24 protein-coding genes are annotated in these 20,307 nt (G+C 69.3%); 15 read left to right on the top strand and 9 right to left on the bottom strand.

Annotated features, from left to right (window positions below):
* Positions 1-32 precede the first annotated feature (32 nt).
* Positions 33-233 carry a hypothetical protein gene (locus F3H13_RS03635; RefSeq protein WP_149797698.1) on the bottom strand — a complete coding sequence of 67 codons (201 nt, stop codon included), beginning with the start codon at positions 231-233 and terminating at the stop codon, positions 33-35.
* A 97-nt stretch (positions 234-330) separates the two neighbouring features.
* Here F3H13_RS03635 and F3H13_RS16095 point away from each other — a divergent pair, with 97 nt between their 5' ends.
* From F3H13_RS16095 to F3H13_RS03665, 7 genes are all read left to right on the top strand, one after another.
* Positions 331-507, top strand: coding sequence for a hypothetical protein (locus F3H13_RS16095; protein WP_188127986.1), 177 nt, complete (start codon positions 331-333; stop codon positions 505-507).
* A gap of 6 nt (positions 508-513) precedes the next feature.
* Positions 514-1,029, top strand: coding sequence for a cytochrome c oxidase subunit II (locus F3H13_RS03640; RefSeq protein ID WP_149797699.1), 516 nt, complete (start codon positions 514-516; stop codon positions 1,027-1,029).
* Positions 1,026-2,816 carry a b(o/a)3-type cytochrome-c oxidase subunit 1 gene (locus F3H13_RS03645; RefSeq protein WP_149797700.1) on the top strand — a complete coding sequence of 597 codons (1,791 nt, stop codon included), beginning with the start codon at positions 1,026-1,028 and terminating at the stop codon, positions 2,814-2,816. The genes F3H13_RS03640 and F3H13_RS03645 overlap by 4 nt, the downstream gene beginning before the upstream one ends.
* Positions 2,813-3,028 (top strand): CbaC protein, encoded by a 216-nt coding sequence (locus F3H13_RS03650; RefSeq protein WP_149797701.1) that lies wholly within the window; start codon positions 2,813-2,815, stop codon positions 3,026-3,028. The genes F3H13_RS03645 and F3H13_RS03650 overlap by 4 nt, the downstream gene beginning before the upstream one ends.
* A gap of 108 nt (positions 3,029-3,136) precedes the next feature.
* Positions 3,137-3,532 (top strand): thioredoxin family protein, encoded by a 396-nt coding sequence (locus tag F3H13_RS03655; protein WP_149797702.1) that lies wholly within the window; start codon positions 3,137-3,139, stop codon positions 3,530-3,532.
* A gap of 127 nt (positions 3,533-3,659) precedes the next feature.
* On the top strand, positions 3,660-4,082 hold the full coding sequence (locus tag F3H13_RS03660) for an iron-sulfur cluster assembly scaffold protein (protein ID WP_149797703.1): 423 nt from the start codon (positions 3,660-3,662) through the stop codon (positions 4,080-4,082).
* A 91-nt stretch (positions 4,083-4,173) separates the two neighbouring features.
* Positions 4,174-4,869, top strand: coding sequence for an Sjogren's syndrome/scleroderma autoantigen 1 family protein (locus tag F3H13_RS03665; protein WP_149797704.1), 696 nt, complete (start codon positions 4,174-4,176; stop codon positions 4,867-4,869).
* Between the two features lie 143 nt (positions 4,870-5,012).
* On the opposite strand, the gene F3H13_RS03670 is transcribed toward F3H13_RS03665, so the two are convergent.
* Both F3H13_RS03670 and glmM read right to left on the bottom strand, forming a co-directional pair.
* A complete protein-coding gene (locus tag F3H13_RS03670) occupies positions 5,013-5,300 on the bottom strand; it encodes a hypothetical protein (RefSeq protein ID WP_149797705.1) in 288 nt (95 codons plus the stop codon).
* Between the two features lie 791 nt (positions 5,301-6,091).
* The gene (gene glmM / locus F3H13_RS03680) at positions 6,092-7,456 is read right to left on the bottom strand and encodes a phosphoglucosamine mutase (RefSeq protein WP_149797707.1); all 1,365 of its coding nucleotides are present in this window, start codon (positions 7,454-7,456) and stop codon (positions 6,092-6,094) included.
* A 128-nt stretch (positions 7,457-7,584) separates the two neighbouring features.
* On the opposite strand from glmM, the gene F3H13_RS03685 reads away from it, so the two are divergent.
* Entirely contained in the window at positions 7,585-8,175 is a 591-nt protein-coding gene (locus F3H13_RS03685; protein WP_149797708.1) for a DUF6517 family protein, read from the top strand.
* A 28-nt stretch (positions 8,176-8,203) separates the two neighbouring features.
* On the opposite strand, the gene F3H13_RS03690 is transcribed toward F3H13_RS03685, so the two are convergent.
* The 4 genes from F3H13_RS03690 to F3H13_RS03705 all read right to left on the bottom strand — a co-directional run bounded on the left by F3H13_RS03690 (position 8,204) and on the right by F3H13_RS03705 (position 10,542).
* On the bottom strand, positions 8,204-8,812 hold the full coding sequence (locus F3H13_RS03690) for a DUF7504 family protein (RefSeq protein ID WP_149797709.1): 609 nt from the start codon (positions 8,810-8,812) through the stop codon (positions 8,204-8,206).
* A gap of 43 nt (positions 8,813-8,855) precedes the next feature.
* A complete protein-coding gene (locus F3H13_RS03695) occupies positions 8,856-9,248 on the bottom strand; it encodes a hypothetical protein (RefSeq protein ID WP_149797710.1) in 393 nt (130 codons plus the stop codon).
* Positions 9,248-9,943 carry an RAD55 family ATPase gene (locus F3H13_RS03700; RefSeq protein ID WP_149797711.1) on the bottom strand — a complete coding sequence of 232 codons (696 nt, stop codon included), beginning with the start codon at positions 9,941-9,943 and terminating at the stop codon, positions 9,248-9,250. Before F3H13_RS03700 ends, F3H13_RS03695 begins: the two co-directional genes overlap by 1 nt.
* 128 nt (positions 9,944-10,071) lie before the next feature.
* Complete coding sequence (locus F3H13_RS03705; RefSeq protein WP_149797712.1) at positions 10,072-10,542, bottom strand: chemotaxis protein CheW; 471 nt, start codon at positions 10,540-10,542, stop codon at positions 10,072-10,074.
* 102 nt (positions 10,543-10,644) lie between these two features.
* Between F3H13_RS03705 and cheB the strand changes: the two genes are divergently transcribed.
* The 7 genes from cheB (at position 10,645) to F3H13_RS03740 (ending at position 18,510) form a co-directional block, all read left to right on the top strand.
* Positions 10,645-11,739, top strand: a complete 1,095-nt coding sequence (gene cheB, locus F3H13_RS03710; protein WP_188127987.1) for a chemotaxis-specific protein-glutamate methyltransferase CheB — start codon at positions 10,645-10,647, stop codon at positions 11,737-11,739.
* Entirely contained in the window at positions 11,739-14,093 is a 2,355-nt protein-coding gene (locus F3H13_RS03715; RefSeq protein WP_149797714.1) for a chemotaxis protein CheA, read from the top strand. Before cheB ends, F3H13_RS03715 begins: the two co-directional genes overlap by 1 nt.
* Complete coding sequence (locus F3H13_RS03720) at positions 14,090-14,908, top strand: CheR family methyltransferase (protein ID WP_149797715.1); 819 nt, start codon at positions 14,090-14,092, stop codon at positions 14,906-14,908. Before F3H13_RS03715 ends, F3H13_RS03720 begins: the two co-directional genes overlap by 4 nt.
* Positions 14,908-16,122, top strand: a complete 1,215-nt coding sequence (locus tag F3H13_RS03725; RefSeq protein WP_149797716.1) for a HEAT repeat domain-containing protein — start codon at positions 14,908-14,910, stop codon at positions 16,120-16,122. Before F3H13_RS03720 ends, F3H13_RS03725 begins: the two co-directional genes overlap by 1 nt.
* Positions 16,123-16,995, top strand: a complete 873-nt coding sequence (locus tag F3H13_RS03730) for a CheF family chemotaxis protein (protein WP_149797717.1) — start codon at positions 16,123-16,125, stop codon at positions 16,993-16,995. It begins immediately after the preceding gene.
* Positions 16,996-17,074: 79 nt separating this feature from the next.
* Positions 17,075-17,785: an HAD family hydrolase gene (locus tag F3H13_RS03735; protein ID WP_149797718.1), complete on the top strand. Its 711-nt coding sequence runs from the start codon at positions 17,075-17,077 to the stop codon at positions 17,783-17,785.
* The gene (locus F3H13_RS03740) at positions 17,782-18,510 is read left to right on the top strand and encodes a class II aldolase/adducin family protein (protein WP_394349062.1); all 729 of its coding nucleotides are present in this window, start codon (positions 17,782-17,784) and stop codon (positions 18,508-18,510) included. Before F3H13_RS03735 ends, F3H13_RS03740 begins: the two co-directional genes overlap by 4 nt.
* A 9-nt stretch (positions 18,511-18,519) precedes the next feature.
* Here the strand turns inward: F3H13_RS03740 and F3H13_RS03745 are convergent, their stop codons facing one another.
* Both F3H13_RS03745 and F3H13_RS03750 read right to left on the bottom strand, forming a co-directional pair.
* On the bottom strand, positions 18,520-19,413 hold the full coding sequence (locus tag F3H13_RS03745; protein WP_149797719.1) for an ABC transporter permease: 894 nt from the start codon (positions 19,411-19,413) through the stop codon (positions 18,520-18,522).
* A gap of 1 nt (position 19,414) precedes the next feature.
* Positions 19,415-20,227 (bottom strand): ABC transporter permease, encoded by an 813-nt coding sequence (locus F3H13_RS03750; protein ID WP_223174368.1) that lies wholly within the window; start codon positions 20,225-20,227, stop codon positions 19,415-19,417.
* Positions 20,228-20,307 lie beyond the last annotated feature (80 nt).

Below are 20,307 nucleotides of genomic sequence, written 5' to 3' on the forward strand. Positions count from 1 at the left end.
GCGTTCCGGTCAACTACGCCCGTTTCGGTCGACTACGCTCGTTCCGGATCGGTCGCGTCGCCCCCGAATCCCGGCAGGCTCCCGCCGGTCGCGATCCGGAGGCTCGCCCAGATGAGCAGGACGTTCACCAGCGTGATCGCGACGAACAGCTCCGCCCGATCCGCGATGAACACCGCCGCGGGGACGAGCCCGCCGAGGATCAGGAGCACGGCCTGTTGGATCGAGAAGTCCATATCGTCTCCTATCGGCCGCCGAAAATATATAACACCCGTGTTTTCAGGGTTCGGGAACGGGTAGGTGTTATATGGTCTACTACCGATAAGGCCGCCCATGGGCCAAAATGAGACCGCACACGCTCCGACGGACGACGCGAGCGGTGAGACGGAGGAGTTCGACCCGATCGGGACCCTCACACTCATCGCGATCTACTTCGTCATTCTGGTGCTCTCGTGGGTGTACATCTACTACATCGAGTTCCTCGGCCGCGACCTCGTCGTCGTGGGGTGATCACGAATGCACATTCACAACTACGAGAAAATCTGGCTGGCCGCGTCGGTGCTGTTGATCCTGCTCCTCCTCGGCTCCGTCACCTACGGCGCCGTCGGGCCCGGCGTCGCCATGGTGAGCGACAGCGAGCAGGCGATCGACGCCGGCGGCTTAGACGATGACGACCGGTTCTCGGAACCGCGAGTCGAACAGGTCGGCGAGAACGAGTACGAGGCGTACGTCGTCGCCTACCAGTTCGGCTTCCAGCCCGACCCCATCGTCGTGCCCGAGAACAGCACCGTGACGTTCTACGTCACCTCTCGGGACGTGATCCACGGGTTCGAGGTCGCTGGGACGAACGCCAACACGATGGTCGTCCCCGGGGAGGTCTCGAAGATCACGGTCGAGACCGACGACCGACAGGAGTACGGGCTCATCTGTAACGAGTACTGCGGCGCCGGCCATCACGTGATGGAGGGGAAGGTGAACGTCGTCAGTCAAGCGGAGTTCGACGACCGGAACGACGGGGGTAACGGCGAATGAGCGAGGCCATCGAGGCCGAGCAGACGTTCGCCGACAAGTTCCCCGAGGAGGCGCGGATCGTCCGCGCGGCGCTGCTCGGGTCGTTCCTCGCGCTCACGCTTGGCGCGATATTCGGCATCATCCAGACGCTCCACCGCACCGGCGTGTTCCGCGGGTTCATCTCCTCGACCGACTACTACACCTCGCTCACCGCACACGGGGTGTTCCTCGCGCTCAGCTTCACGACGTTCTTCCTCGTCGGCCTGTTCACGTGGGCGGTCGTGCGGAGCCTCGACCGGCCGCTGCTCAACACCAAGATCACGTGGACGTGGTACGGGCTGATGGCCGCCGGGATGACGATGACGGGAGTCTCGATCCTCGCCGGTTTCGTCGACTCCATCGATATGAGCGCGGACGTGTTGTTCACGTTCTACGCGCCGCTACAGGCGCACCCGATGTTCTACGCCGGGCTCGCGGTGTTCATCGTCGGCTCGTGGATCGCGGGCGCCGACTACTTCCGGACGTGGCTCGCGTGGAAGCGCGACAACCCGGACGAGCGGATCCCGCTACAGACGTTCATGGTGCTGACGACGATGGCGATGTGGTACATCGCCTCCTCGGCCGTGGCCGCTTCGGTGCTGATCTTCCTGCTGCCGTGGTCGCTCGGGCTGATCGACCAGGTGAACCCGACGCTGACCCGGACGCTGTTCTGGTTCTTCGGCCACCCGGTCGTCTACTTCTGGCTGATGCCGGCGTACCTGCTCTGGTACACCGTGCTGCCGAAAATCGCCGGCGGGCGGCTGTTCAGCGACCCCCTCGCGCGGGTCGTGTTCGTGTTGTTCCTGCTCCTCTCGACTCCCGTCGGGATCCACCACCAGTACCTCGACCCGGGGATCGCGGAGGGGTTCAAATTCATCTCGATGACGAACACGATGTTCCTGCTGTTGCCGAGCCTGCTTACCGCGTTCACCGTGGTCGCGAGCGTCGAGTACGGCGCCCGACAGCGTGGCGGGAGCGGCCTCCTCGGTTGGCTCACCGACCTCCCGTGGCGGAAGCCCGAGTTCACGGGGATGATGCTCGCGGGACTGATGTTCGCCGCCGGCGGCTTCTCCGGGATGGTGAACGCCGGGATGAACATCAACTATATGATCCACAACACGATCTGGGTCCCGGGGCACTTCCACCTCACCGTGGGGACCGCGGTGGCGCTCACGTTCATGGCCGCCACCTACTGGCTCTGGCCGCAGATCACTAACAAGCCGTTCTACAGCCGGACGATCGGACTGGTCCAGGTCGTCGTCTGGTTCATCGGGATGGCGCTGATGTCGAACGCGATGCACGCACAGGGGATCATGGGCGTTCCGCGCCGGACCGCCGAACCCGAGTACTCCGGGTTCGAGTACGCGACGATGTTCGGCGGATTCGAGGAGCTCAACATCCAGATCGCGATCGGCGGGACGCTCCTGTTCGTCTCGACGGTCCTGTTCATCGGGAACCTCGTGCTCACGATGGGGAACCCGAAGATATCCGGGCTTGCGGACCCGCTGCCGCCGGCGCTCTCCGGCCCCGACGACTCCCCGAAGGTGCTCGACAACCTCCGGCTGTGGGTCGGTATCGCGCTGACGCTCGTCGTCCTCGCGTACGCGCTCCCGCTGGCGGCGATCATCAGCCGCGGCGGGCTGCTCGGTCCGGGCGTCGGCACGTATCCGGTGTGGCTCTCGCCGCTGGTCGACGCGCTCGCGAACGCGGCGACGCTGCTCAGTGCGGTCGTCGACGCGTCGGCCTCGCTCGCCGAGGTGGTCCGATGACCGTCGACATCAGCCGCGGCGGACTGCTCGTGACGCTCGCGATCTTCGGCGTGATCGTCTACGAGCTCCGGACCGTGCTCGACTTCGTCGGGATCGAACTGCCGATCATCCCGTACATGGCGGCCGTCTTCGTCCTCGCCGGCCTCTCGATCTGGTTCGTCACGCTGAAGGGCGGGTGGCGGACCGAGCCCGAGGGCGACAAGCCGGCGTAGCGACGCGATTTCCGACGCGCAGATCTCTTCTCACCGGATTTTGTCTTCCCGACCGCGGTCGACTCCGACGACACAAGCAGTTATCCCTCCCCGCACCCAATAATGCGTATGGAATCCAATACTGTATCGAACGACGCCGAGGATGCCGGCGCGTCCGGCGACGGGAGATCGGGCGCCGATCGGCCGGTGTCGCTATCGGACGAAGCCGCCCTCGACGCCTTCGTCGCCGACGCGGACGCCGCGCTCGTGGAGTTCTACACCGACGGCTGCGGCATCTGCGCGAGCATGGAGCCGGTGATCGGGAACGTGGCCCGCGGCGTCGAGACGGACCTCGCCGTCGGTCTGGTGAACCCCCGCGACGACCCGCCGCTGGTTGAGCGGTTCGACGTGCGGAGCGTCCCGCTGTTCGTCCTCTTCGTCGACGGCGAGCCGGTCGCGCGGCGCGCCGAGGGGTTCATTCCAGGCGAAGACCTCGCGGCGTGGGTCGACGAGCACGCGGCGTAGGGCGACCGGTTACGGGACGCGGGGGCGTAGCCGGGGCGGTACGTCTCCGGATGAACCGTCACCGGTTACGGTCAACGTTCCGACTGACGGAACCCTTTTGAGCGGCAGCGGCGTACGCGGAGCCAGTATGGGACTGGGCTCGGACATGTACCGACAGCAGATCCTCGACCACTACAAGAACCCGCGTAACTACGGGGAAATCGAGGATCCGGACTTCACGCACGTCGGCGAGAACCCCTCCTGCGGGGACACGATCCGAATGGACGTTGAGCTCGACGACGCCGGAGAAACGATCGAGGCGGTGCGGTTCACCGGCGACGGCTGCGCCATCTCGATGGCCTCCGCGAGCATGCTCTCGGAGCGGCTCCACGGGATGCCCGTCGACGACCTCGACGCGCTCGACACCGACGACGTCACCGACATGCTCGGCGTCGACATCTCGCCGATGCGCGTGAAGTGCGCGGTGTTGGGCCGGCAGGTCGCACAGGATGGCGCGAAGATCCACCGCGGCGAGCTGGACCCCGACGACCGCACCGTCACCGAGGAGTAGCCGGTCGCGGTTCGACCGCGTGCTGCTGGCACCGGCGCCCGCTCGTCCCGAGCCCACCGGACTTTTGCCCGCGAACCACGTTCGTCCGCGCATGAGCGACGGCTTCGACAAGGAGGCGGAACGCGAGAAGCTCCGCGAGAAGCTCGCGGACGACGAGGAGAAGCGCGAGCACACGCAGCGGATGTCCGAGCTCCTGTTAAAGGGCGCGACGATGACGAACCGGCACTGCGGGGAGTGCGGCGACCCCATCTTCCGCCACGACGGCCGCGAGTTCTGCCCCACCTGCGGGAACGAGGTCGGGGGCGCGGCCAAGGCGGGCGAGGCTTCGTCCGAGGCGGGCGGGGCTGCGGTCGATACGGGCGCCGAACCGGCCGACGCGGAAGCCGAGGACGGCGTCGATGCCGCGGCCGAGAACGGCGCGGCCGCCGGGGGCGCGGTCGGCGCTGGCGGCGCCGGCGAGGACGATTCCGGCACAGTCGACTCCGGCGGGGTCGAGGCCCGCGCGAACGAACCCGCACCGTCGCAGCCGTCTCCGTCGACCGCCGCGCCGTCAGCGGAGCCGGCGTCGTCGTGGGAGGCGTCGCCGCGCGGGTCCGAGTCCCAGCGGTCACCCTCGTCGCGGCCGGTCGACGACGGCGAGGGCGTCGCGGCCGCTCGCGCGTCGCTGACGCGCACGCTGACCCGCTTCGCCCGGGCGGCCGAGGAGACGGACGACCCGCGGCGCGCCCGCGACCACCTCGAAGCGGCCCGCGAGGCGGCCGAGGCGCTCGCGGCACTCGAGCGATAACCGGCGGCGCGGCGACGCCTCGAACGGGGTCGGAGAGATAGGGAAGAACGGAGAGACGAGAGACGGAAAAGACGGGAGAGACGAGAGACGGAAAAGACGAGAGAGAGCGGAGAGACGGAAGGTCCGCTTCGGTTGCGGCGGCGTCAGACCCGAACCGGCGAGCCGGCCGGTTCCATTTTCGCCCAGCTCGGCTCGTCGCACAACAGGGCGTGGACGATCCGGACGACCGCGTCGAGGTTCGCCTCGATGTCGATCTCGCCGCACTCCGCGCGCCGGACGAACCGCTCGACTTCCTCCAGCGTCACGGTTCCGGCGGCGACGGCGCCGGTGACCGTCTCCGTGTCGCTTTCGAGCGCGTTCAACAGTTCGGGCGACGGGTCCGGGTCGGACGGGGCGGGGCGCGACGAGCGGTCGGCCTTTGCGGCAGTCATCGATAGTTACTACATAGCGAGTTAATATATTAGTATCGGAACGTACCACTTTATTGTCATTTCCGATCTGCCAACCTCGCTCGGCGAACAGATACGCCGACACTCGAACCGGACACGCCGGGAGCACCGTCGAGGTCCCAGCCACTGGCTTATAAATGACTGAGTGTGAATCGGCGGCGAACACCGCCAAAACCCAGCCGATCGCTTATAAATGGTTAGCGATGAATCGGCGGAGAACACCTCCAAAGCCCCAGCCGCGAAGCCGCCGCACACTCGCTGTCGCCCGAAAATCAGAGATTTTCGGGATGTCGTCAGAATCCTTCGGATTCTGACTGCTAGCCAGAAATCTCTGATTTCTGGCGATGACGAGACGCCTTTGGCGTCTCGAACCACGCTCCTCACTCGTTCGCTCCGCTCACTCGTTCCGGTGCTTGCGTCGTCTGCGGCGGCTTCGCCGCCGGCGAGACGCTACGCGTCTCTGGCAGCCGGCGGCTTCGCCGCCGGCGACTGCCCCTTTGAGTCCCACCCCGCACCGCAACCGCACCTCACGCCTCCCCAGCCTCGTCGGTGGTCCTCCGCTACGCTCCGGACCACCGACTCCAGCGAGGGACCTTCGGTCTCTCCCTACTCGCGGCCGCCGGGGGCGGCCGCTCGCAGGCACGCAGGGAGGCGCGACGCGCCTCTTGCAGCGAGGGACTACGTCCCTCGGGCAACCGGGCTTCGCCCGGTGACAGCCGGCGGCTCTGCCGCCGGCGACGCCACCGCCTCGTTTATTTATAAATGGGTCAGTGTTATCGCCCGCTCTCGACGGCGACGCGCATGTCTTGGGCGAGCCGCTCGGCGCGGTCGGCGTCGGCGGATTCGGCGTAGATTCGGATCTTCGGCTCCGTGCCGGAGGGGCGGACGAGTACCCACGCGTCGCCGTAGTCGAGCCGGTAGCCGTCGGTCGTGTTCGGCTCGGCGTCGGCGGTCTCGACGTAGGCGCGGGCGGCCGAGAGCATCTCGTCGCGCTCGTCGTCGTCCGCGTACTCCACGTTCTCCCGCACGAAGTGGTAGTCGCTGTACGGCGCTACGATCTCGCTGACGGGCGCGCCGTCCGCGGCCGCCAGGAGTTCGAGGAACCGTGCGCCGATGTAGGCCCCGTCCCGCGAGAGCCGGTAGGGCGGGAAGAACAGCCCGCCGTTCCCCTCACCCGCGATGGGGACGTTAACGCCCTCCTCGTGGAGGTCGCGCGTCCGGGTGATGATGTTCGTGGCGCCGATGGGGGTCAGTTCGAGGTCGGCGTCGTTGTCGGCGCAGACGTCGACGAGCCGCTGGGAGACGTTGACCGCGCTGACGACCGCGTCGTCCGGTTCGAGGCAGGCGTCCGCCAGCGCCGCGAAAGAGGTGTCGCCGTCGACGAACTCGCCGTCTTCGTCGACGAAGACGGCGCGGTCCGCATCGCCGTCGTGTGCGATCCCCACGTCGGCGTCGGAGGTCGCGACCAGCCGCTGGAGGTCCCCGAGGTTCTCCGGGACCGGCTCGGAGTCGCGCCCGGGGAAGTGGCCGTCCGGCGTCGCGTTCACGGTCAGCACCTCGCAGCCGAGCTCGCGGTAGATCCGGGGTGACGCCACGGAGGCGGCGCCGTGACCGGGGTCGACCGCGACCGTGAGATCGGCGTCGGCGACCGCCTCGCGGTCGATCGCGGCGATCAGCTGGTCGACGTAGTCGTCGACGGCCCCCTCGACGGGCGTCGTCGCGCCGGCCGCCCGCCAGTCCGCGTGGTCGTACTCGTCGTCGAGGACGCGCCGCTCGATCCGCTCTAACACGTCGACTGAGAGCTCGACGCCGTCGTCGCCCACGAGCTTGATCCCGTTGAACTCCGGCGGGTTGTGCGAGGCGGTGACGAGGACGGCGGGGACTCCCGCCGACTCGCAGTAGTTCCCGACCGCGGGCGTGGGGACGACCCCGAGGCGGTCGACGTCGCAGCCGACGGCGGCGAGCCCGCTCGCGGCCGCGTTCGCGAACAGCTCGCCGGTCGTCCGCGTGTCGCGCGCGACGGCCACGCGCTCGGCGTCCCACACCGTCCCGGCCGCCTTCGCGATGTCGAGGACGAGCGCGGGCGTGAGGTACCGCAGCGCGACCCCGCGGATTCCGCTCGATCCGAACAGCTCCATGCGGGCCAGTCCGCCGGCCGACGGGAAAGCGGTTCCGAACCGCTCGGCGACGTGTCGTCGTCGAGACACTCTCGCGCCGGCCCGCGACGACGCGTGCGGTTCATGCCGGTGGCGCCCGTTCGTCTCGTATGGACTACACGCGACGCGAGGCGCTCGCCGGGAGCGCGCTCGCCCTGTCCGTCTCGACGGCGGGCTGTCTCGACTTCGCCGCGGGCGACGGACCGCAAGGCCCCGAGGGGACGCCGGCGACGCTGACCTGCGAGGACGAGGGGTTCGTCCGGCTCGATCAGCCGTTCGAGGGGTCGGTCACGGAGACCCGAGTCGAGACCGACGAGACGACCGTGGAGCTCTCCACCGAGGGGACGACCGAGACGTACGGCCAGTCGCTCCGGCTCGTCCTCCGGAACGCCGGCGACGCACCCGCCGCCACGCGCGGCGAGGCCGCCTACTCGCTCCAGCGCGAGACGGGCGAGGGGTGGCTCGACGTGCGCGGGTCGACGACCGGCGAGCCGGTCGAACTCCCCCGGAGCGAGGCCTCGCTCGACACGAGCTCGGCGTACTCCTGGGACGTCACGCTGACGGAGTCGGGGATCGCCGACGCGGTCGACGGCGTCGACCTCGCGGTCTGCCCGCCGCTCGGCCCCGGAACCTACCGGTTCGTCTACTGGGGGCTCGTCGACGCGCCGCCGATCGGCGCGGAGTTCGAACTGGTGGGATAGGTCCCCGTTTCGCGCCGCCCGCGTCGACTCAGAACGACTGCCAGTCGGAGGGCTGCCCGACGCGGCCGCGGACGCGGAACTCCCGCGCGTCGTCGTCGACGCGCGTCTCGACGACGGTCTCGAACGGCTCGTGGAGGGTGTGGACGACCTGCTCGTCGTGGGCGGTCGACCCGACGACGCCGACGAACGGCCACCCCTCGCCCGAGGTCTGGGAGGTCATCACCCGGGTGAAGCGGTAGATCCGCTCGGGGTCCCAGTACATCAACAGCTGCGAGAGCGAGTAGACGCCGACCGCGCGGTCGCGCCCCGCCGAGGACTCGACGACGTCGGTGAACTTGATCCCGATGTCGGTGAGGTTGCCCGCGCTGGCGACGTACTTCGTCGTCGGGGTGTCCTCGCGCTTGTCGCCCTGCTCGTGGGTGACGCAGTCGATGACGACCACGTCGTCGCCGCGTTCTCCCGTGAGCTCCTCGTAGTCGCCGCGGACCTTCTCCGCGGTTCGCCCCGTCGAGATGACGACCGGGCCGTCGGACCACGCCGCGAGCAGCCGGTTGAACAGGTCGTACTTCCCGCTCATCGGGGGCCCGCTGATGAGGACGCTGTCGGCGCCGCGGACAGCGTCGGGCAGCCCGGTCATGGTGAAAACGTGAGAGTGTATCGGGTAAAACCCTTCCGAGGGATCACTTTCGGAGCATGGAGGGGAGGTCGAGCGAGGACGGCGGCCCCTCCCGCGGCCCGTCGGTCAGTGTCAGTTCGCGTATCGCACCGGGGAGCGCCGCGGGAACTGGCGACTCGCGCGGCGCCCCGGCGCCGTCGACGAGCGACTGCCAGACCGCCTCGTCGTCGGGGTCGTCCCGCTCCGCCTTCGCCTCCAGCGCCTTCGTCCGGCCCTCGTCGTACGCCAGCTCCACGATGCTCCGGTCGTAGCCCCCCGGAAACGCCTCCAACACCCGGTCTACCTCCTCCGGGCGGGCGCTGTCGACGCCGGCCGCGACGCCCAGCGCGAAGGCCCGCTCGACGGCCTCCTCTCGGGAGAGGTCGTCCCACCCCGTGTCGAAGGTGCGCTCGTACATCAGTGCGTCACCGTCGCGGCCGAGCCGACGCGGAGGCCGCCGTCGGTGAACTCCACGTCCTGGATGTCGGTATCGACGTTCGTCCCCCGCATCTTCAGCACTTGGACCCCGCGGCGCATCCCCTCGTCTTCGAGGTAGTTGTGTATGAAGACGACGCCGTGAGCAAGGTAGTGCTCTTCGGAGTAGGCGCTCGGGTCGGTCATCTCGGAGATGAGGAGGGTCGTGGCGTCGGTCCGCTTCAGCGAGGAGAGCAGCTGGATCATCGTGTCCTCGTCGTCGTCTAAGAGGAACCGCAACAGCATCGTCGAGTCGAAGACGACCCGGTCGATGTCGCGGGAGTTGATGAAGCCGGTGAGGCGGTTGGTGACGCCGGAGCGGTCGCGTCGGTCGCCGGGGAGCCCGAAGAAGCGCCGGCCGTCCGACGAGAAGGAGTCGAGGAAGGTGACGCGGTCGGAGTCGAGCGCGCGGTCGAATCCGAAGTCGTAGCCGCTCATGTCCTCGCGGATCCCCGCCTTGGTCTCGTGCATGCTGATGTACAGGACGTCCTCGCCGTTTCGGGCGCCCTGGGCAGCGAACTGCGAACAGAAGGTCGTTTTTCCGCTCCCGGGCGGACCGCTGACCACGTACAGGCGGTCCTCGGGAAACCCGCCGTCGACGAGGTCGTCGAACCCGGGGACGCCGCTTGAGACGCGCATACCTAGGTGACCCGTTGGGCGGCTGATAAGCGTTGGCTCCCGGTTCTCACGGGTGAGAACCGATGCGGTCCGGGACGGATCGGGTCGATCCGGCGCCGTCCGCCCGCCGGCCGGTCGACTCGGTCCGGCTACTCCGCGGTCTCGACGTCGTCGAGGTCGGCGGCGAGCGCGTCGTCGACGTCGGGCGAGACCCACACGACGAACCGGTCGTCGGACTTGACGATCCCACGGACGCCCTCGTCCTCGACGGTGGTGCTCTGATCGACGTCCTCGGGCGAGACGTCGCGGACCTGGAACACCTCGTCGACCATCCAGCCGACGGTCCCGCCCTCGTCGATCTCCTCGTCGTCGAAGACGACGATCCGCTCGCGCGGGCCGTCCTCGTCGATGTCGAACAGCGTCTTCGGGTCGACGATCGTCGTCGTCCGACCGCGGAGGTCCATCACGCCCTCGACGTGGTCCGGCGAGTTAGGGATGCGCGTGAGCTCGCCCGCGTCGACGATCTCGTCGATGACGCCGATGTCCAGACAGTACGTCCCGTCGCCCAGCCCGAACTCGAGCACCTTGGTCGGTTCGGCGGCCGCCTCTGTTGCTGCCATGGCCGTAGGTGTGGCGAACCGACAGATAATCGTGTCCCCTGAATTATCAGGGGTGATTACTGGGTCCGTGGATTTATGCTGATTCTGGGCGCGCTCTGGAACATGAGCAGGACGACGGATCGGCGCGGCGGTCGGGACGGGTCGCCGCGGGTGGTGGTCGTCGACGACTCCCCGTTCATGCGGGGACTGATAAGCGACCTCTTGAGCGACGCCGGGGTCGCGGTCGTCGGCGAGGCGGGGGACGGGGAGGAGGCGCTCTCGGTGGTCGCCGAGACGCGCCCCGACGTCGTGACGATGGACGTCGAGATGCCCGGAATGGGCGGGCTCGAAGCCGTCGAGCGGCTGATGGAGGAGACGCCGACGCCGGTGTTGATGCTGTCCGCGCACACCGACGAGGGCGCGGAGGTCACCTTCGAGGCGCTCGACCGCGGGGCGGTCGACTTCTTCGCGAAGCCCGGCGGCGAGGTGTCGACCGGCGTCTCGCGGGAGTCCGACCGGCTCGTCGAGGCGGTGCGCTCGGTCGCGGGCGCCGACCTCGACGCCGCGACCCGCGAGCGCGACGACCCGAGCGCCGCGGCGGCGCGCTCGCCCGACGCCGGGGCCGACGCGGACGCGGCCGACGTCGACGAGCCGCTGACCGTGGTGATCGCGGCGTCGACCGGCGGGCCGAACGCGGTCGAGCGCGTGCTGTCGGCGCTGCCGATGGCGGACTGTCGCGTGGTGATCGTCCAGCACATGCCGGAGGCGTTCACCTCGCGGTTCGCGAACCGGCTCGACGCCGCCTCGGCGTACGACGTGCGCGAGGCCAGCGACGGGGCGCGGATCGGGGCCGGCGAGGCGCTCGTCGCCCGCGGCGGCAGCCACACGCTGATTGACAGCTACCGCTCGGGGCGGCTCCGGGTCAAACTCGACGAGGACGACGACTCCCACACCGTCACCCCGGCGGCCGACGTGACGATGCGCTCGGCGGCCGAGGTGATCGACGACCCGCTCGTCGGCGTCGTGTTGACCGGGATGGGATCCGACGCCGCGGAGGGGATCCGCGCGATGGCCGACGCCGGGGCGCGCACGCTGGCGCAGAGCGAGGACACCTGCGTGATCTACGGGATGCCGAAGCGCGCGGTCGAGACGGGCGGGGTCGACGCGGTGTACGACCTCGACGACGTCGCCGGCGCGATCGTGGGGGGTGAGGCCTGATGGACTCCCACCGCGCGGCGTTCGTCGCCGAGGCCGAAGACGGGATCACGGACCTGAACAATGCCCTGCTCGCCCTCGAGGCCGACCCCGAGGACACCGAGGCGATGGACGACGTGTTCCGCGTCGCCCACACCCTGAAGGGGAACGCCGCGGCGATGGGGTACGAGGACGTCTCCGACTTCGGGCACGCGCTCGAAGACCTGCTGGACGCGGTCCGGCAGGGCGACCGCGAGGTGACGCCCGAGCTGATGGACCTCCTCTTCGAGGGGGTCGACACGGTCGAGGCGATGGTCGACGAGATAGCCGAGACCGGAGACGTGTCGACGGACCCCTCCGGCCTCGAGTCGCGGCTGCGGGAGATGGAGGAACGCGGCACCGTCGGCGGCGGGGACGGCGACGATGACGGAAGCGACGGCGCCGGCGAGGGCGACGCGGACGAGGCCGACGCCGAGGATGCGGTCGACGAGGCCGAAGGCGACGACGCAGACGGCGAAACCGACGCCGAAGACGGCGCGGACGAGGACGCCCCGGACGTCTCGGTGCCGGAACCGCCGGCGGCCGCTGCCGACCTCCCCGAGCCGGTCGCGTACGCCGACGTGACGATCGGTGACGCCCAGATGCCGGGCGTCGACGCGGCGCTCGTCCTCCAGGCCATCGACGAGCAGTTCGACGGGCACGCGACCGACCCCGCGCCGGAGGCGTTAGAGGACGGCGAGTACGACGAGGGGTTCGACGCCTTCGTCGGCGGCGCCGATCCCGAGGTCGTCGCCGAGGGACTCCGGGCGCTCACGCAGGTCGAGGCGGTCACCGCCGTCGCGGTCGGCGACGGTGCGGGCGACGGCGACACGACCGCAGAATCGGAAGCCGCGGACGCCGATCGGGTCGACGCCGATTCGGAAGCCGCGGACGCCGATCGGGTCGACGCCGATTCGGAAGCCGCGGAGGATCCCGCTGAGGAGGGCGGGGACGAGGAGAGCGGCGGCGAGACCGAGCAGGTCAACGACGGGAGCGACGACGCCGGCTCTCCGTCTGACGACTCCGGGTCGCAGTCGGACGGTTCCGGGTCGGATTCCGACTCCAAGTCCGGCGACGAGATCAAGTCGATCCGCGTCGACGTCGACCAGGTCGACGAGCTGTACGGGCTCGTCGAGCAGTTGGTAACGAGCCGGATCAAGCTCCGCCGCGAGATAGAGGGGACGGACGCGGAGTCCGACGCCTTAGACGAGCTCGACAAGCTCGCCTCCAGCCTGCAGGACACGGCGATGGACATGCGGCTCATCCCGTTCTCGCAGGTGTCCGACTCGTTCCCGCGGCTCGTCCGCGACATCTCGCGCGACCTCGACAAGCGGATCGATTTCGAGATCCAAGGCGACGACGTCGAGTTAGACCGGACGATCCTCACGGAGATGCGCGACCCGCTCGTGCACGTCCTGCGGAACGCGGTCGACCACGGGATCGAGTCGCCCGCGGAGCGCGAGGCGGCCGGCAAGGACCCGACCGGCCACGTGGAGCTCACGGCCGAGCGCGAGCGCGACCACGTGATCATCGAGGTCTCCGACGACGGCGGCGGGCTCGACCCCGACCAGCTCCGCGAGAAGGCGGTCGACGAGGACGTCAAGAGCCGCGAGGCGGTCGAGGCGATGGAGGACGACGAGGTGTACGACCTCGTCTTCCACCCCGGCTTCTCCACCGCGGAGGAGGTCACGGATGTCTCCGGCCGCGGCGTCGGGATGGACGTGGTCCGGACGACCGCGCGCGACCTCGACGGCTCCGTCTCCGTCGAGAGCGACCCCGGCGAGGGGACCACGGTCCGCTTCCGGCTCCCCGTCACCGTCGCCATCGTGAAGGTAATGTTCGTCGACGTCGGCGGCACGGAGTACGGGATCCCGATCAAGTCGATCGCGGAGGTCGCCCGCGCCGACGGCGTCGAGGAGGTCCACGGCGACGAGGTTGTCAGACACGAGGACGACCTCTACCCGGTCATCCGGCTGAACGACCGCCTCGGCGAGATGGGCTCGACCGCGGCCGAGGCCTCGGCGGCCCAGGCGGCCGCCGACGAGACGCCCGCCGCCGACGGCGGGGTCGCGGTTGACGAGCCGGGCGACGACGGGTTCGTCCCGGCGGACCCCGCGGCGCCCGGGGAGTCCGGCGAGGAGCCGACCGACGACGGAATGCTCGTCCGGATCCGCGAGGAGACGCGGCAGGTCGCGCTCCACTGCGACGCGGTGTTAGACCAGGAGGAAGTCGTCGTCAAACCGCTCGACGGGCCGCTCTCTGGAACGCCCGGCCTCAGCGGCACGGCCGTCCTCGGCGACGGGGACGTCGTGGCCGTGCTCGACGTGGTGAGCCTATGAGCGGGTCGGCGGACGACGGCGAGACGGCGTTCGAAGGCGTCCTCCGGCAGATCGACGACACGGTGCCGTTCGAGCCGGGATACTACAACGAGTCGTACCTGGACCGCCGAATCACGGCGCGGATGCGCCGGCGCGACACCGAGTCGCACGCCGAGTACGAGCGCATCCTCCGCGAGGACGCCGACGAGCGGCAGGCGCTGATGGACGCGCTCACGATCAACGTGACCGAGTTCTTCCGCAACCCGGAGATGTGGGACGTCCTCCGCGGGGTGTTACGCGAGCGGACCGCGGACCAGCGGCGCGTCCGCGTCTGGTCGGCCCCCTCGGCTGACGGCCGCGAGCCGTACTCGGTCGCGATGCTGGCCTGCGACGACCCCGAGATAGACGAGTCGCGCGTCGAGGTGCTCGGCTCCGACATCAGCGAGGAGGCGCTCGACAGCGCCCGCGACGGGGTCTATCACACGACGCGGACGACCGACATCGCCGAGGAGCTGGAGCCGCTCTCCGACCCGGACCGCTACGTCGAGCGCGACGGGGACACGTTTCGCGTCCGGGCGGCCCCCCGCCGGCTCGTGAGCTTCGAGACGCACGACCTGATCCGCGACGGCGCCCGCGACCCCTTCGACGTGGTGTTGTGCCGGAACCTGCTCATCTACATCGACGTCGACCACAAGGCGGCCCTCTTCGACACGCTGGAGGCGTCGCTCGCCGACGATGGCGTTCTGGTGTTGGGGATGACCGAAAGCGTCCCCCCGGACCGGACCGACCGCTACGAACCGCTCGACAAGCGACGGCGGGTGTTCGGGAGGCGCTGATGTCGCTGTACCAGCACGCCCGGGACGGGAACGCGGAGCGCCTCCGGGACGCGCTCGGCAGCGACAGCGCGGCCGTCCGGAAGCGTGCTGCGGAGTTCCTCGGCGAGATCGGCGAGGAGGGCGACCAGCCGACGGTCGACGGGCTGCTCCGCGCCGCGACGACCGACGACGACCCCGAGGTCCGGGGCGCGGCGGTCGACGCGCTCGACGAGATCGGCGAGGCGGCGCTCCAGCAGCTCCTCAAGGAGCTCACGGGCGGCGGCGGCGACTCGGAGGCCGAGTGGGTCACCGCCCGCAAGTTCGCACGGGCGCTGAAGGCCGACCGGCCGGAGCTCCGGATGGCGGCGGCGAACGCCCTCGGGCGCCTCGACGACGCGAGTGGCCTCCAGGCGCTCGTCGGCGCGCTCGACGACGACGACCCCCGCGTCCGGCTCCGCGCGGCGCAGGCCTGCGGGACGTTCGCGGACGCCCGGGCGGTCCCCGGTCTGCGCGAGCGGCTCGACGACGAGGAGCCGCGGGTGCGGCGCGCCGCCGCGAACGCGCTGGGGACGATCGGCACGGACCAGGCGCTGTCGCCGCTGCTCGACCTGCTCGACGACGGCGACGAGTCGATCCGCCGGATCGCGGCCGGTGCGCTCGGGAAGGCGAGCACCCCGGAGCCGGTCGAGCCGCTCGCGCGGGCGCTCGGCGACGAGAGCGCGGTCGTGCGCAACGCCGCGGTGTACTCGGTGATCGAGCTGCTCTCGAACGTGCCGACACAGCAGAGCCACGCGGTCCGCGACCGGGTGGTCTCGGAGCTGAAGGCGGCCGACGACGCGACCGTCGTCGAGCCGCTCGTCGAGATCCTCACCGACGGCCAGCAGTCTCGCCAGCGGCGGAACGCGGCGTGGATCCTCGGTCGGGTGGCGGACCCGGACGCGTCGCTGGCGGTGGAGGCGCTCGCGGACGCGCTCGCGGACGACGACCCGCAGACGGCGCAGTTCGCGGCCACGAGCCTCAAGAGCCTCGGCGGGCCGGTCGTCGAGGACCGCCTCCTCGACAAGCTGGGTCCCGAACACCCGGAGGACGCCCGCGCGAAGGCGGTGTTCGTCCTCGGACAGATCGGCGGGCAGGAGACGCTCAACCGCCTCGAGGAGTACGCGGACGACGACAGTCAGGCCGTCAGAAAGCGCGTGTTCTCGGCCGTCTCGAAGCTCCGCGCGGGGGGTCCGTAAATGGCGCAACAGGGCGACGAGTACAAGATCACCGACACGCAAGCGAAGTTCGCGGTCGCGGTCCGCGAGGGCCGGAAGGTGAGCGACGTCTCGTGGACGCCGGGACGCGTCCTTCTCTCGAACCGCCGGCTGATACTCGCGGGCAACGACGGGAAACGGACCGTCCCGCTGTCGAAGCTGGAGCGGCTCGGCGGCCGGCACGACGCGAACCAGTCGGTCGCGCGCGTCTCTAACTACGTGAGCTTCGACCTCGGCGAGCAGGTGCTGCTCGTCGCCGCCAAGGACCACGAGCCGTTCGAGCGCGACGTCTACCGCGCGCTGCTCGACCAGAAGACCGTGATGGTGAAACACCCCGCCATCGAGGGGGGCGTCGTCACGGACACCGAGTGGGAGCAGGCCCGCGTGAAGATAGACGAGAACGGGCTCAACGCCGCCCTGGAGCGCGGCGCCTTCGTGAAGTTCGACCTCGACGACATCAGCGGGCTCGACGCCGCGAAGCGCACGGTCAACGGCGACAAGAAGCCCGTCATCGAGGTGTCGCACACCGACGACGAGGGGACGAGCATCGAGACGCACGTCGCGGGCGACCCGAGCCGGATGCGGTTCGTGGAGTCGTGGCTCCGGAAGGGGGAACAGCGCAGTTCGACGAACGTCGACCTCTCCAGCCGCGACCGAGAGGTGCTGATGGCGCTGTACTCCGGCGTCTCGCCGTTCGAGATCCCTTCGTTCCTCGGGATGGACGTCGACGACGTCGAGGAGACGTTCGAGCGGCTGGTCGACCTCGAAGTGGTCGAGGAGGTGCGTATCCGCCGCGAGGTCGCGCTCAACTCCCGCGGCCGCAACATCGCCAGCGAGGCGATGAACGAGCAGTAGGAGGCCGACGAGCGGATTCACCTCGCCCGCCGCCGCCGCGTCGAACCACGCTTAAGTCGCCGCCCGGCGGAGTACGGACATGAGCTACGAGGCAGTGCTTTTCGACCTCGACAACACGCTGTACCCGTACGCCCCGTGTAACGAAGCGGGCAAGCGGGCCGCGCTCGACGCCCTCCGCGAGCGGGGGTACGAGCTGGACCGCGCGGCGTTCGACGAGCTGTACGCGACCGGCCGACGAGAGACGAAGCGCGAGACCGGCGGGACCGCCGCCTCTCACTCGCGACACGTCTACTTCAAGCGCGGGCTCTACCGACAGGCGGGCGAGCCCGACGTCGCGGGCGCGCTGGCGGCCGGCGACGCCTACTGGAACGGTTTCCTCGCGGCGATGTCGCTCTGTGACGGCGTCGAGGCGGTCTTCGATGCCCTCGACGCGGCGGGAGTCGACGTCGCGGTCGTGACGAACCTCACGACGCGGGTCCAGCTGCGGAAGCTCGTGCGCCTCGGGGTCGACGACCGGATCGACCTCCTCGTCACCTCCGAGGAGGTGGGCCGCGAGAAGCCGAGCGCGCTCCCGTTCGCGACCGCGCTCGCCGAGCTCGACCGCCGGCCGAGCGAGGCGCTGGCCGTCGGCGACAACGTCGAGACGGACGTGGCCGGCGCGAACGCGGTCGGGCTCGACTCCGCGCTGTTCGTCGCCGACGGCGACGCGCCCGCCGATGCGGACCTCTCCGAGGCACGCCCTGACCATTGGCTCGACGCCTTCGCCGACCTGACGGAGGTGGCGGCGTGACCCGAGACGGCTCCGGAGGCGGCCCCGGATCCGGAGGCGGTCCCGGCTCTGCGGGCGAGCCCGACTCGGGCGCGAACCCCGACCGCCTGCGCGAGGCGCGCGAGGCGGTCGTCGAGTACGCGCCGGCGCTCGCGGACCTGACGCCCGGCCGGACCGGGAACCTGAGCGTCCGCGACGGCGACGCGGTGGCGGTCACGCCCACCGGCGTCCCCTACGACTCCTTCGACGCCGCCGACGTGCCCGTGGTCTCCCTGGAGGGCGAGCGGCTGGCCGGGCGGATGGCGCCGTCGAGCGAGGTGCCGATGCACACAGGCATTTATCAGCACGACCGGCCGGGCGCGATCGTCCACACCCACTCGCCGTGGGCGACGACGATGGCGACGCTCCACCAGCGGCTGCCCCCGATCCACTACATGATCGCCGCCGTGGGCCGCGAGGTGCCGCTGACCGACTACGCGCCGTACGGCACCGAGGAGCTGGCCGCGAACGTCGTCGCCGCGATGGCCGAGGCGGGCTCCGACGCCGCAATCTTAGCGAACCACGGGCTGGTGGTGACCGGCCCAGATATCGAGACGGCGGTCGAGAACACCCACCACGTCGAGGACATCTGCCGGCTCTACCTGCGCGCATCCGCCGTCGGCGAGCCGCACGTCCTCACCGACGAGCAGATGGCGACCGTCGAGGAGCGGTTCGAAAGCTACGGCCAACAGCCGGACGCGGAGTAGGCCGGGACGCTACTCGTCGTCGTCCGCGTTCGTCCCGGCGACGTAGCCGGTCACGTTCCCGTAGTTCATCGCGATCGCGAGGCCGACGGCGATGGCGAGGACAACGAGCGTCGATACGGCGTTCAGGACGTTCAGGTTCTCCGCCGACGCCTTCGTGATCTTGCCGAACATCCACTGTGTCAACGGGTCGGTGTTGATGCCGCTGACGAACAACGCCCGGATGTAGTCCTCGAAGGAGCGAACCCACGCGAACAGGAAGCCGGCGCCTACCGCCGGCGCGATCACCGGGAAGGTGATGTCGCGAAACGTCGTCAGGGGATCTGCGCCGAGGTCCCGAGCCGCCTCCTCTAAAGACTCGTCGAACGTGTACAAGCGTGCGCTCACGATGAGCAGGACGAACGGGAGCCCGTACAACGAGTGGGTGAGCACGGTCGCGAGGAACGACGGATTGAGCCCCACGGTTAGGAAGTAGAAGCGGAGCCCGACGCCGAGGATCACTCCCGGAACGACCATCGGAATGATCCCGAACGTGCGGTATACCTCTCGGAGCGGGAACCGGTAGCGGGTGAGCGCAAAACTCGCCAGCACGCCGAGGGTCGTCGCGACGATCGCGGAAAGTGTGGCGATGCTGAAGCTGGCAACGACTGACGAGCGCAGCCCCGGCTCCCCCGCGATCCCCTGATAGTTGCTGAGGGTGAGCCCGTCGAACGGGAGGAGGTTGGGAGACTGAGCGAACGAGAGGAAGATAATGATCAACAGCGGCAGCCACAAGAAGACCAGCATCAGCGCCGCGAAGGCGTACAGTCCCTTTCCCAACAACCGCTCGATCCGTTGGTGGTTGCGGAACCGACCCGCGTACTCTTGGCTCGTCTGCTCGGCCGGCTCGCCGGTTTCGGTCGCCATCTCAGACACCCCCGAGTTCGTCGAGGTCGACGTACCTGAACACGAGGAACATCGCGACGACGATCGAAAAGACGACCGCCATCGACGCCGCGCTCGCGGTTGCGGCGTTGGTCGCCTCCCCGATGGCTCGTTGCTCGATGAGGATGCCGATCATCTGGACTTTCCCCTGTCCGAGGATCTGCGGCGTGATGAACGCCCCGACGCTCGGAACGAACACGAACAGACTCCCACCGACGATACCGGGCAACGTGAGCGGGATAATGTGGTCTCTGATCACGTCGACCCGCGACGCGCCCAGGTCACGGGCCGCCTCGATTAACGAGAAGTCCAGTCCGTCTAAGCTGGCGTACAACGTAATTAACATGTACGGGAAGTACGCGTGTGTCAACCCCACGATCACCGCCGGGACACCGAATTCGAACGCAGCGACCGGACCGATACCGACGGCACCGAGAACCTGATTGAGCACGCCCGACTGTCCGAACATCAGCCGCCACGAGTACGCCCGAACCAGGTACATCGTGAAAAACGGGAGGAGCACGAGGTAGATCACGATCTTGAACGCCCGGTCGTCGAGCCGGGCCATGACATACGCGAGCGGGAACGCGAACACCAGACAGAGGACGGTCGCCACCGTCGCGATGGCGTACGACAACAACACCGCCTTCTCGAAGGCCGTCGCCTTGTACACGAGCGGTCCGAGCGAGTATTCCGAGGTGCCGCCGACGACCAGGTCGCGGTAGTTGTTCACGGTCGGCTCCCAGACGATGTCGAAGGTGACGCTGTCGATTGACGCGAAGCTGACGGCCGTCATGAACGCCAGGGGCGCGATCAACAACAGAACGATCCAGATCGCACCGGGGCCGGCCGTCACTCCAAGGCCGGTGCGACGGC

This window comes from Halorubrum xinjiangense (assembly GCF_900102375.1).
GTDB lineage: Archaea > Halobacteriota > Halobacteria > Halobacteriales > Haloferacaceae > Halorubrum > Halorubrum xinjiangense.

Coding starts and splice junctions, on each gene's coding strand:
- F3H13_RS03635 (WP_149797698.1), bottom strand. CDS start 233: ATGGACTTCTCGATCCAACAGGCCGTGCTCCTGATCCTCGGCGGGCTC.
- F3H13_RS16095 (WP_188127986.1), top strand. CDS start 331: ATGGGCCAAAATGAGACCGCACACGCTCCGACGGACGACGCGAGCGGT.
- F3H13_RS03640 (WP_149797699.1), top strand. CDS start 514: ATGCACATTCACAACTACGAGAAAATCTGGCTGGCCGCGTCGGTGCTG.
- F3H13_RS03645 (WP_149797700.1), top strand. CDS start 1,026: ATGAGCGAGGCCATCGAGGCCGAGCAGACGTTCGCCGACAAGTTCCCC.
- F3H13_RS03650 (WP_149797701.1), top strand. CDS start 2,813: ATGACCGTCGACATCAGCCGCGGCGGACTGCTCGTGACGCTCGCGATC.
- F3H13_RS03655 (WP_149797702.1), top strand. CDS start 3,137: ATGGAATCCAATACTGTATCGAACGACGCCGAGGATGCCGGCGCGTCC.
- F3H13_RS03660 (WP_149797703.1), top strand. CDS start 3,660: ATGGGACTGGGCTCGGACATGTACCGACAGCAGATCCTCGACCACTAC.
- F3H13_RS03665 (WP_149797704.1), top strand. CDS start 4,174: ATGAGCGACGGCTTCGACAAGGAGGCGGAACGCGAGAAGCTCCGCGAG.
- F3H13_RS03670 (WP_149797705.1), bottom strand. CDS start 5,300: ATGACTGCCGCAAAGGCCGACCGCTCGTCGCGCCCCGCCCCGTCCGAC.
- glmM (WP_149797707.1), bottom strand. CDS start 7,456: ATGGAGCTGTTCGGATCGAGCGGAATCCGCGGGGTCGCGCTGCGGTAC.
- F3H13_RS03685 (WP_149797708.1), top strand. CDS start 7,585: ATGGACTACACGCGACGCGAGGCGCTCGCCGGGAGCGCGCTCGCCCTG.
- F3H13_RS03690 (WP_149797709.1), bottom strand. CDS start 8,812: ATGACCGGGCTGCCCGACGCTGTCCGCGGCGCCGACAGCGTCCTCATC.
- F3H13_RS03695 (WP_149797710.1), bottom strand. CDS start 9,248: ATGTACGAGCGCACCTTCGACACGGGGTGGGACGACCTCTCCCGAGAG.
- F3H13_RS03700 (WP_149797711.1), bottom strand. CDS start 9,943: ATGCGCGTCTCAAGCGGCGTCCCCGGGTTCGACGACCTCGTCGACGGC.
- F3H13_RS03705 (WP_149797712.1), bottom strand. CDS start 10,542: ATGGCAGCAACAGAGGCGGCCGCCGAACCGACCAAGGTGCTCGAGTTC.
- cheB (WP_188127987.1), top strand. CDS start 10,645: ATGAGCAGGACGACGGATCGGCGCGGCGGTCGGGACGGGTCGCCGCGG.
- F3H13_RS03715 (WP_149797714.1), top strand. CDS start 11,739: ATGGACTCCCACCGCGCGGCGTTCGTCGCCGAGGCCGAAGACGGGATC.
- F3H13_RS03720 (WP_149797715.1), top strand. CDS start 14,090: ATGAGCGGGTCGGCGGACGACGGCGAGACGGCGTTCGAAGGCGTCCTC.
- F3H13_RS03725 (WP_149797716.1), top strand. CDS start 14,908: ATGTCGCTGTACCAGCACGCCCGGGACGGGAACGCGGAGCGCCTCCGG.
- F3H13_RS03730 (WP_149797717.1), top strand. CDS start 16,123: ATGGCGCAACAGGGCGACGAGTACAAGATCACCGACACGCAAGCGAAG.
- F3H13_RS03735 (WP_149797718.1), top strand. CDS start 17,075: ATGAGCTACGAGGCAGTGCTTTTCGACCTCGACAACACGCTGTACCCG.
- F3H13_RS03745 (WP_149797719.1), bottom strand. CDS start 19,413: ATGGCGACCGAAACCGGCGAGCCGGCCGAGCAGACGAGCCAAGAGTAC.
- F3H13_RS03750 (WP_223174368.1), bottom strand. CDS start 20,227: ATGACGGCCGTCAGCTTCGCGTCAATCGACAGCGTCACCTTCGACATC.